Origin of the sequence: Bacillus cereus group sp. MYBKT111-2, from assembly GCF_051915205.1 — a bacterium.
Classification (GTDB): Bacteria; Bacillota; Bacilli; order Bacillales; family Bacillaceae_G; genus Bacillus_A; species Bacillus_A paranthracis.
Window position 1 is genome coordinate 115,471 of the sequence record NZ_JBQAEG010000007.1, and the last position, 11,623, is coordinate 127,093.

Genomic DNA, 11,623 nt, shown 5'->3' on the forward strand with positions numbered 1-11,623 from the left:
TTGTGACTAATAACAGAAATAAGGGGCAACATTTGTAAAATATATTTTTGACTGGGGGTTTTGTATGATTCAGGTTCGAAATCTAGTAAAATCATTCGGCTCACTTGATGTTTTAAAGGGAATTGATTTAGAAGTAAATGAAAAAGAAGTTGTCGTTTTAATTGGTGCCAGTGGTTCCGGTAAAAGTACATTACTTCGCTGTCTTAACTTTTTAGAAATGTACGATGAAGGTGAAATTCACTTACAAGGTGAACGAATTGATCCAAAGCATTCAAATTTAAACAAAGTCCGCGAAAATGTCGGTATGGTTTTTCAGCACTTTAACCTCTTTCCTCATATGACCTCACTAGAAAACATCATAGAAGCACCTATTCATGTAAAAAAATTAGAAGCAGCAAATGCAAAAGAAATCGGAAATCAGCTTCTGCAAAAAGTCGGCCTACAAGATAAAGCAGATGTAACGCCCCATCTCCTATCAGGTGGTCAAAAACAGCGTATTGCTATTGCACGAGCTCTTGCTATGAATCCTAAAATTATGCTATTTGATGAACCTACCTCAGCTTTAGACCCTGAACTTGTTGGAGAAGTATTGCAAGTTATGAAAGAACTTGCTGAAGAAGGAATGACCATGGTTATTGTTACTCATGAAATGAATTTCGCAAGAGATGTAGCTGATCGCGTCATTTTTATGGATGATGGAAAAATTGTAGAAGATGCTCCGCCAGCACAATTCTTTTCAGCTCCATCACATGAACGAGCGAAACAATTTTTACGTAACGTTTTATAATATAACTTCTGTTTCAAACGAAAAGAAATACATTCATACGGTGCACAACTAATCATCTAAATAAAATATTTCAATAACATACTTAAAACCATCCGTATGATCAATATATAGGAGGGGTTTTATGAAAAGAAAACTATTAACCATTGTTGCGAGTATTACATTATGCACATCCTTTATACTAGGAGCCTGTAGTAAGGAAAGTGCTACTACTTCTTCAAATGGTGAAAAAGAATTTCGTTATGCGATGAGTGGCTTATATAAGCCTTTTAACTATAAAGAAAATGACGGAAAACTTGTCGGTTTTGATGTAGAACTAGGTGAAGCACTTGCGAAAAAAATGAATATGAAACCAACCCCTATTACAAATCCATGGGAAACGCTAATCCAAGGTCTCAAAGCGAAAAAGTATGATGTAATACTGGGCAGTATGGCAATTACAGAAGAACGCTTAAAAGCTGTTAATTTCTCAAATCCTTATTATCGTTCTGGTGCCCAAATTTTTGTAGCTAAAAAGAATACATCTATCTCTTCTCCAGAAGATTTAAAGGGTAAGAAAATTGGTGTTGTAAAAGCTAGTACCTTTAAAGACCTCGTTGCAAAATATACAGATCAAATTACAGAATACGATAGCGATATTACTGCACTTATGGACTTAGAGCCTGGACGTATCGACGCAGTAATTACAGATCAAATGGTTGGTTTACGCATGATCAAAGAAGGTAAATCAAATATAAAAGAAGCTGGAAAACCACTAAACCTTGATGAAATGGGAATTGCTATTCGTAAAGATGATAAAGAAATGGTCGAGAAAGTAAATAAAGCTTTAGATGAAATTATTAAAGATGGTACGTATGAAAAGATCAGTAAAAAATGGTTTGGGCGTAATATTCTTGGTGAAGAGGAAAAAACAAAGTAATTTAGCCCTTCAAAGTTTCCATAAATCATGCCCCACTTTGTGTGGGGCATTTCATTCTCTACTAAAATCTATACAATATGAGGTGAAACGCATGTTTGAAATTTTTATCTCTACCTATCCCACACTCTTAAAAGCTACTATTGTCACATTACAATTAACACTAACATCCCTATTACTCGGTTCAATAATTGGATTACTATTCGCTTTCCTTCGAATCTCTAACAATAAAGTTTTAAATAGTATCGCTCACGTATACATCGCCATTATTCGTGGAACACCTTTAATTGTTCAAATCGCCATTCTCTATTTTGGGATTACATCCGTTGTTGTTTTTACTCCTTTTTGGGCAGGAGCCATTGCTTTAGCAATTCATAACGGTGCATATATTACTGAAATCTTCCGAGGCTCTATCCAATCTGTCGATCGTGGGCAAATGGAAGCTGCTCGCTCTCTAGGTATGCCGTATCCTTTAGCAATGCGCCGTATTGTATTACCGCAAGCATTTCGTCAATCTATTCCTCCTTTAGGAAATCAATTTATTATTGGATTAAAAGATTCTTCACTTGTTGCTTACGTAGGATTGTCCGAATTATGGGGGTCAGGTTTATCAATCGCTGCAGGGAACTTCCAACAATTAGATACATATATAATCGTTGGTTTATATTATCTCGTGCTCGTTCTCCTATTCACTTACCTTGTTAATCTTTTAGAAAAACGATTACAGCGAAAAGAAACAAACTCTATACAAACTGCAAAAAAGAAAACAAAAGAAATTTCTCTTTGAACAAACTAACAGGTTAAGGACTATTTCCTTAACCTGTTTTTATTTCTTCTCCATACTTTTTACTCCAATAATATTTTTCTATGTATAAGAAATTCATTATATTTCTACAGTCTCCCTCTTTACACATCATAAAATTATCCATAATATAGTAAAGATGGATATGCACATCTAGACGTCTTAAATAGTATAAGGAGGTCACTATGCTGGATTTAATTTATAAAGATTGGCTGAAACAAAAATATCAAATTTATAACCTTCAGCAACTTACAAGCTACATAAACAACTTAATTAGCCTGGCTGAAACATTAGGATTCTATCAATTACAAAAGGATTTACAACAATTATCTACAACGTTAAAAGATTCTAGCTCTGTCTACGATGTAGTCGAGCATATCACAGAAATGATGCTTTCCTTTAAACAGGATGATCAATTACTTAAAATTTATATAATTGGTACTATCCCTGAGGTACTTCAAAATGCCTCCATTCAAATTTTCGACAACATAAATAATGCTGATTGTGTTGTTGTATATAAAGAAACTATCCCTTCTTATTTCATACAACAGCCTATCATTTATTTTTATGAGAACGTAGATGATGAACAAATTGTGCATCACGGAGTACAAGAGGTGTTACATACAAAATTACCTTTTGAAACAATCCAGAAGAGATTACAAAAATATATGTCAGTATCTCGCCAAACCCCTCCACTATTAGTAGTAACCGCTGACGACTTATTAACAAAATTTATAAAAACTGAATACACAACTTTACTAAACGTATATCATTTCACTAGTGGAAAGCACTTTTTCACAGAAAAAATCTATGAACAGTTTCCATTCTTCATACTAATTGTGGATTGGATGATGCCACAAATGGATGGTTTAGAACTTATTAATCGATTAAAGAGATTGTTGCCTAGTCGACATTTCCGAATTTTTATGACCTCTACTAAATCAACAGCCCACCACCTGGAGGAAGCATTTAAAGCCGGTGCTGATGATTTTATTGAAAAGCCGTTTTCACCTTTAGAATTTAAGGTTCGTTTGGCACACTTATTAGAAGGAAGGAATGAAGGCTATTGATTATAGTTACAATTGTACAATCCATAGTTATCTTTTTAATAGTTGCTATTCTTATAGCGTATACATATTTAATTTCACTAAAATTACGTAGTAGAAATTTCAAAAGAAAAAATAATAAATGGAAGGAAGAAAATAGAAAATCTCTATATGAATTTATCATGCATAATAAATGCCATGATTTCAAAATTGAACATACAGCAGATATTCACGCACTAGAATCTCTCTGCATTAAAGCTACACAGCTCGTATCCGGGATTGATGAAAAACAGCGCATTCATCATTTATTACAAGTCTATTTGTTTCCCCATTATAAAGAAAAACTAGTTCACGGCACTCATATAGAAAAACAAAATATATTAGATATTATTTCTTTCTTCAAAATAAAAGAGTTTGAAAATGAGGTAAAAGATATATGCACTCAAACATCTGGATCTATCCAGCATCAAGCATTTACTACATTAAGTACATTAAACACAAGGCAAGCAATTTTACTTGCTACAAGAGTCCATGACTCTATTCCCATCACTATGATCGCTTTAAGTATTTCTCAAACTGAAAATTTTTCTGTTTGGGTTGAGTTTTTCCATACATTACCTAAACAATTTCAATATGAAATTTTAAATGCAATCGGTACACGGGAAGAAAATAGCTGCTATCTTTTCCTCATTCAAAACTTAATGAATGAAGATGAGGAAATTATTATTCGCTCGTTACATGCTATTTCAAAGTTAATGCCTAAAACAGAAACAAAAGAGCACATTGAACATTTATTTAAAAAGGACAGTTGGCAAATTCACCTCATGCTTATTCGTGTAATAACTCCCTTTAAAGATGAAGGATACTTCCCTTATTTACTAGAACAAGCAGGGCATCAATCTTGGTGGATACGTCGTGAAGTCCAACATGCAATTCAATATTATTCAAACTGGCAAGAAAAGTATATTGAAATTGCATTACATCACCCTGATCGTTTCGCACGTGAAAGTGCATTAGAGGCTTTAGCACGAAAGGATGTGACAACATATGCATTATCTTGATATATTTTTAAAAATTTCACAATGGCTCTTCTTACTATACATGGGTGTTGCTATCTTATTCTATACAGCTATATTTCTAATTTCTGCATTCACCTTAAGAAAAAAAAGAGAACGTGATGAAAATAGGGAATTACTTCATTATTTACAGTCTGGTATTACTCGACCTGTCTCTATTATTGTTCCTGCCTATAACGAAGGAGTCACTATCGTATCAAGTGTCCAATCACTTTTAACTTTAGAATACCCTGAGTTTGAGGTAATCGTCGTAAACGATGGATCAAGCGATGATACGTTAGAACAATTAAAAGATCATTTCCAACTATACGAAATTCAGAACGTGGTTAGATTACAATTGGAAACAGAGACTATTCGAAAAATATATCGCTCATCTGTTAATAAACAAATTATCGTTGTCGATAAAGAAAACGGCGGCAAAGCAGATGCATTAAATGCAGGTATCAATATTTCCAACTATCCGTACGTTTGTTCATTAGATGCTGATTCTCTCTTAGAACGTGATGCACTTATGAAAGCTATGAAACCAATTTATGAATCTCCAGAAAAAGTTATGGTAACTGGCGGGAGTGTTCGAATTGTGAACGGTTCTTACATACAAAATGGACAAATGATTGAAAATCGTCTTCCAAAACAACCTCTTGCGCTCATGCAAATTATCGAGTATTTGCGTGGATTCTTATTTGGTCGCTTAGCATGGAGCAAGTATAATATTCTTCCTATCATTTCTGGTGCATTTGGTATTTTCGATAAAGGAGAAGTTATTCGTGTTGGAGGTTATCAGCGAAAAACTGTCGGAGAAGATATGGAGCTTGTCGTTCACCTTCATAAAAAAGCTTTACAGGATGGAGAAGAAAAGAAAATCATTTATAACCCAAACGCAATTTGCTGGACACAGGCTCCCGATGATTTAACAACCTTCCGCAAACAACGGAGTCGTTGGCACCGTGGTTTAGGTGAAACTTTATGGCGCCATAAAGATATTTTATTCCGTCCAAAATATAAAGCTTTCGGTATGATTGCAATGCCTTTTTATTTATTACTAGAATGGCTCGGTCCTATTATTGAAATACTTGGCTATTTACTACTACTGTATCATTTACTATTCGATGAAATTTTCACAGAATATGTATTTTTACTGTTAGCTGCTACCGTACTATACGGATCATTCCTATCCGTAGGAGTTGTTTTATTAGAAGAATGGAGTATGAAAAAGCAAAATAGTATTAAAGATTTCACACTCTTACTTCTCTGGTCGTTAACTGAATCATTTTGGTATCGTCCACTGACTGTTTGGTACCGATTTTTAGGACTGTTTCAAAGTCTTTTCCGAATTAAAGGTTGGGGGAAGATGAAGCGTAAATCGCTTGAAAATCAATCCTCAGAGCGTTTTTGGTGGCTGCGAAGAATCGCCTTCATCCTAATTATTTTAGCTGTTATTTTCGGTATAGATGCAACAAAACACCGATTGCAACCAACATTCCTAAAAAACCCTGCAGATAATATTTCATATGGTTTTAAAGCAGAGCGAAATAAGCAAAACCTTCAACATTATACAGGAGGCAAATGGGAAGATTGGACAATTAAAGGTGTGAACCTAGGTATGGCAAAACCAGGGGCATTTCCAGGTGATGCTGCAATTACAAAAGCAGAATATAAAAAATGGTTGAAACAAATTAGCGAAATGGGTGCAAATACGATTCGTATTTATACCATTCACCCTCCTGCTTTTTACGAAGCTTTATTTGAATTTAACCAACAAGCAAAACAACCTTTATATTTCTTCCATGGTGTATGGGTTGAAGAAGAACAACTGTTAGAAACAAAAGATGCTTACAAATCAAAAAATGAACTCTTTAAAAATATTGAAAGAACAGCCGATGTAATTCATGGTAATACAACAATCGCTGCTGAAAAAGGACATGCTTACGGTGAATATAATTATGATGTGTCACAATATTTAGCTGGTTGGATTCTCGGGATTGAGTGGGATCCTGACATGGTCATCGAAACAAATAAAAAACATGCTGATAAAACTTCATTTAAGGGTAAATATTTCGAAGCAAAGAATGCTAGTCCATTTGAAATTTGGCTAGCTGAAGGGATGAATCATATCGCTCAATATTCTATTAGCAAATATGAGACCGCTCAGCCTATCGCTTTTTCCAACTGGGTTACAACAGATTTACTAGATCACCCTGCTGAACCGTTCATCGGTGAAGATGCTGTATCTATAAATCCAAATCATATCTTTGCTAATAAGAATTACCCAAGCGGGGCGTTTGCCTCTTATCACGTGTATCCTTATTACCCTGACTTCTTAAATTTCGATCCAGATAAAGCAAATTTCAAAGACCATCGAGGGCAATCCAATAGTTACGCTGCTTATTTAAAAGACTTGCATGATTCACATGAAATGCCTGTTGTTATTTCGGAATTTGGTATCCCAGGATCCCGAGGTATTTCTCATAAAAATATACATGGAAAAGACCAAGGGCATATGAATGAAGATGAACAAGGGAAACGTAATGCAGAGCTCTTCGAAGATATTATTCAGGCGAAATTGGCCGGCGGTATTGTATTCATTTGGCAAGATGAATGGTTTAAATTCTCTTGGAATACAACTAAATATGATAATACGGAAGAACGACCACATTGGAACAATGTACAAGTTCCTGAACAACATTTCGGTTTGCTATCATTTGAATCCCATACTATTAATGTCGATGGTGATACGAGTGATTGGAAAACAAAAACAAAAATTGGGGATAAGAATGGTTACACGACTTTCGTAACACACGATGAGTCCTATTTATACTTATCCATTGATCGTCCAAAAGCTAGACCTCTTGAAGAGGAACCTATTACAATTGGAGTAAACATATTACCTGAACAAGGAAATAAAGAATTTAACGGCCTTTCTATGAAAGAAGGCGCTGATTTTAAAATTGATTTGCACGGCGGACAATCTAATCAAGTACTTGTTGATTCTTATTATGATGTATTCTCTTATGAATTTGGTTTCCAACGAAATCTAGTTCCTTATACAAAACCAGAAAAAAATAGCGGACAATTCTCCCCTATTTATACAGCGTTAAGTTTACCAATTACATTACCACTGACTCAGGAACAATTGCCATTTGAAAAATTTAATGTCGGAGCATTAACTATGGGAAATAGTAATCCAGATAGTGCTGATTACAACTCACTTGCAGACTTTTCTACTCCGAAAAAAGAGACAATTGAGATTCGGATTCCTTGGATGTTATTAAATGCGAAGGCACCAAATATAAAAGAATTTATTGGTGATATTTATGCAAATGAAGAAATAGATGGTTTAACTACGAAACAAATTATTAACGCAATTGGCTTTACAGTTCAAATTGGAGCTGAAAACATTACAACTGCACAAGATGGAGAATACGCTATGTATAACTATTCAAAATGGGGTGATGTTGTCGAATATACATCACGACTCAAGAAAAGTTACTACTACATGCAAAAAGTATATCAAGCTACAAAATAACAAAAAGCAAGCTACTGAAAAGTAGCTTGCTTTTTCAAAATGTATATATATTTACTGATTTACTTTTTTAATACTCTCTTCTTCCTCTATATGTTCCTCACGATATGAAATATTATGAGGATCTAGCCCATTTCCTAAAGAACCATAGAAATGCTCTCTATGCGGATCCACTAATTCACTTCCTTGATAATACACACGTGGTGTATTCCATAGCGCTGCCAAAGCTTTTGTCATCGGCATCTCATGATAGCGTTCCGGCCACATTTCTTTAATTTTCTCTTTTACTAACGGGTAGTATTTAGAGCTCATAGCAGGGAACAAATGATGTTCTGTATGATATGAGAAATTGAAATGTAAAACATCTACCCAACGCGGCACTGTTACTGATAAACAGTTTGCTAACGGATCATTTACTGGAACAATTGGATTTAAGCGGTGATTTGTTGCGATATATGCCATTACAATAAAGTTAGCAATTAACAATGGAATCACATATGCAAATAACCATTTTCCAGGTCCCATAATAAACAATAAACTAATCCAAACAGTCCAAGGCAAAAGAAGTTGAAGCCATACAGATTTTTGATTGGATGACTTAAACTCTTTTATAAAATGAAAGAACATTCGAGTCGAATGCAATGTAAATTGAATTGTTAGTGACAGAAAACTAAAGAATGAACGTACATGAAGAGGCATGCGATATACCCAGCTCAAAAACTTACTCTTTTTAAGCTTCTCAAGTGTAGGCCATGCATCTGGATCATTCTCTTCATGTTGTGTATGAACGTGATGCGTTGCATTATGCCACTTTCGCCAAAGTTTAGGACCTGTTGATAATGGCATAAATGCAATCGCTCCTAAGAAATCACGAAGCCATGCCTTTCTTACAACAGTTCCATGTAAAATTTCATGCCCTAAAAACCCAAGTGAAGCAAAACATAATCCAAGAACGATCGCAATTCCTAGATTAGCCCACACATTCAATTCAAATACACCAATCGATATTAACCCCGCCAATGCCACAAGTAAATAAGCCAGTCCGCCAAATAAACGAGTAGGAACTGGTTTAAATGCTTTTTTCGGCAAATGTGGTGATACACGTGCTGCATACCACCCAAACGTATGAAGCTCCTTCATCCTTTTGCCCCTTTCTTATGCCGCGCCTTGCGCAACTTACATATATCAATTCTTGCTTCCAGATTGATTTTACTAGGTGATTAAAAAGCATCTAGTATAAGGAAAATATACTCACTCTATCGTCACTTATTTTTCGCTTTTATTATCAATGAAAAACATTTATCTTTTTACTCTCTATCAACCTTTCCACATGATGAATCATATCAATAGAATTTCTACATTGTCAACAACTTTTATGACCTAGTAATAAAAGTTGGTTATATTTTTATAATTATACTTTATTTCACTAAAGAAAAAACATAGATTTTATAAGGTTTCATTCATTATACATATACGTACTTTGCCATGCTATAGACTCTATCTTATTCAAGAACTCTCTGTTTAAACAACAAATATACTCATCTAAATCTAGCTTTACACAACTCCTATCTCTTCATACCGGCAACGCCCAATAATTATATTAAAATAATCTTATCTTTCTTTTAAATAAAGTGAAACTTTAATCAGTGGGGGCTTCATCTCCCACTGATTATTAGCCCTCACCAATCGGACTTTTATGGGTAGCCTGCCCCTTAAAGTTGGATAAAAATAGCCTACCTCTAAAACAACACACATGAATTTCATATCATATGGAAATATTAAAAGGAAAATTGTTCTAAATCAGGAGGTTTCCTTAATGACAAGCGATACATTTCCACAATTCCCATCATCTTATTGGATTGAATCTACCCAAATCCCAACTTTTGCCCCTTTATCTGAAAATATAAAGACAAAAGTTGCTGTTATCGGTGCCGGTATTACAGGTATTACTACTGCCTATTTACTTGCAAAAGAAGGCATCGATGTTGTGTTAATTGATTCTGGGCTTATTTTAAACGGGACGACTGGGCATACAACAGCGAAGATAACAGCGCAACATGATCTAATTTATGATGAATTAATCAATCATTTCGGTATCGAAAAGGCCGGGCTTTACTATGAATCAAATAATCATGCTCTACAATTTATTAATGAAACTGTGCAAACATATAAAATCGACTGTAATTTCTCAAATGAAGATTCATATTTATATACAACTACTGATAAGGGATTAAGAAATTTATCGAAAGAATATGAAGCTTATCAAAAATTAAATATACCTTGTGACTATGTTCAATCTCTATCGATTCCAATTCCAGTACAATCTGCACTTGTCATGAAAAATCAAGCCCAGTTTCATCCCCTTCTTTATTTGAAAACACTTTTAGAAAAGTTTGTGGAGATGGGTGGAAAAGTTTATGAACAAACGACTGCTATGGATGTAGAAAAAGGAGATTCTCCACAAGTCATTACAAAGGACGGACATCGCATTACTTGTGAATATGTTGTCTCTTGTTCACACTTTCCTTTTTATGATGCGAATAGCTTTTTCTTTACGCGAATGTACGCAGAACGCTCTTATGCTCTTGCTATTAAAACAAAAACAGATTATTCAGGTGGCATGTATTTAAGTATTGATGACCCAAAACGCTCCTTACGCTACACAACAAGCAATGGGGAAAAATTAATTTTAATTGGCGGAGAAAGTCATAAAACAGGCCAAGGAATAAACACGATGCTTCATTATGAAGCACTGTATTCTTTTGCAGAAGCAACGTTTGGGGTAGATGAGGTTCCTTATAGATGGTCAGCACAAGATTTAATCACGCTAGATAAGGTCCCTTATATCGGACATATTAACGAGAGCAATCCAAATATATTTGTTGCAACTGGATATCGTAAATGGGGGATGACAACTGGAACTGCTGCCGCTCTTTTACTGAAGGATTCCATTCTAAAAGTAGACAGTCCATATAAAGAACTATATGCACCTTCACGCTTTCATGCAAATCCAGATATAAAAACGTTCTTCTCCCAAAACATTGATGTTGCGAAACATTTAATTGAAGGAAAGATTGAAACTGCATTACGTAAGCCAGAAGATCTCGAAGTTGGTGAAGGATCTGTCGTACATGTTAACGGGAAACGAGCAGGTGCTTATAAGGACAAAGATGGAAAATTACATATTGTCGATACAACTTGTACACATCTCGGCTGCGAAGTTGAATGGAATAATGGTGATTGTACTTGGGACTGCCCTTGCCACGGTTCCCGTTTTTCAATTGAAGGAGATGTTATTGAAGGTCCAGCAGATCAACCGTTAAAACGAGTTGATAATGAGTAAATAAATAAAGAAGTTCAACAGAATGACTGTTGAACTTCTTTATTTGCTATAAAACTTTTTCATATAAATCCCGACATAAGAAGGGAAATATTAACATCAAATGAAATAATATATTCATCTACAAATCAAAAGG

General features: G+C 34.8%; 8 protein-coding genes. 7 read left to right on the plus strand and 1 reads right to left on the minus strand.

The features are described from left to right. Window positions 1-64: 64 nt before the first annotated feature. The 6 genes from ACTFNE_RS19895 to ACTFNE_RS19920 all read left to right on the plus strand — a co-directional run bounded on the left by ACTFNE_RS19895 (window position 65) and on the right by ACTFNE_RS19920 (window position 8,150). The gene (locus ACTFNE_RS19895) at window positions 65-787 is read left to right on the plus strand and encodes an amino acid ABC transporter ATP-binding protein (RefSeq protein ID WP_000616936.1); all 723 of its coding nucleotides are present in this window, start codon (window positions 65-67) and stop codon (window positions 785-787) included. Between the two features lie 121 nt (window positions 788-908). Beyond that, complete coding sequence (locus tag ACTFNE_RS19900) at window positions 909-1,703, plus strand: ABC transporter substrate-binding protein (protein ID WP_000823738.1); 795 nt, start codon at window positions 909-911, stop codon at window positions 1,701-1,703. Window positions 1,704-1,794: 91 nt separating this feature from the next. Next, window positions 1,795-2,487 (plus strand): amino acid ABC transporter permease, encoded by a 693-nt coding sequence (locus ACTFNE_RS19905; RefSeq protein ID WP_270705154.1) that lies wholly within the window; start codon window positions 1,795-1,797, stop codon window positions 2,485-2,487. 200 nt (window positions 2,488-2,687) lie between these two features. Further along, window positions 2,688-3,572 carry a response regulator gene (locus tag ACTFNE_RS19910; RefSeq protein ID WP_000886124.1) on the plus strand — a complete coding sequence of 295 codons (885 nt, stop codon included), beginning with the start codon at window positions 2,688-2,690 and terminating at the stop codon, window positions 3,570-3,572. Window positions 3,573-3,730: 158 nt separating this feature from the next. Then, entirely contained in the window at window positions 3,731-4,609 is an 879-nt protein-coding gene (locus ACTFNE_RS19915; protein WP_237711992.1) for a HEAT repeat domain-containing protein, read from the plus strand. Then, complete coding sequence (locus ACTFNE_RS19920) at window positions 4,596-8,150, plus strand: glycosyltransferase family 2 protein (RefSeq protein ID WP_000559073.1); 3,555 nt, start codon at window positions 4,596-4,598, stop codon at window positions 8,148-8,150. The genes ACTFNE_RS19915 and ACTFNE_RS19920 overlap by 14 nt, the downstream gene beginning before the upstream one ends. Before the next feature lie 51 nt (window positions 8,151-8,201). Here the strand turns inward: ACTFNE_RS19920 and ACTFNE_RS19925 are convergent, their stop codons facing one another. Further along, window positions 8,202-9,287, minus strand: coding sequence for a fatty acid desaturase family protein (locus ACTFNE_RS19925; protein WP_000661225.1), 1,086 nt, complete (start codon window positions 9,285-9,287; stop codon window positions 8,202-8,204). Between the two features lie 676 nt (window positions 9,288-9,963). On the opposite strand from ACTFNE_RS19925, the gene ACTFNE_RS19930 reads away from it, so the two are divergent. Continuing rightward, window positions 9,964-11,490 carry an FAD-dependent oxidoreductase gene (locus ACTFNE_RS19930; protein ID WP_270705153.1) on the plus strand — a complete coding sequence of 509 codons (1,527 nt, stop codon included), beginning with the start codon at window positions 9,964-9,966 and terminating at the stop codon, window positions 11,488-11,490. The last annotated feature ends 133 nt before the right edge of the window (window positions 11,491-11,623 follow it).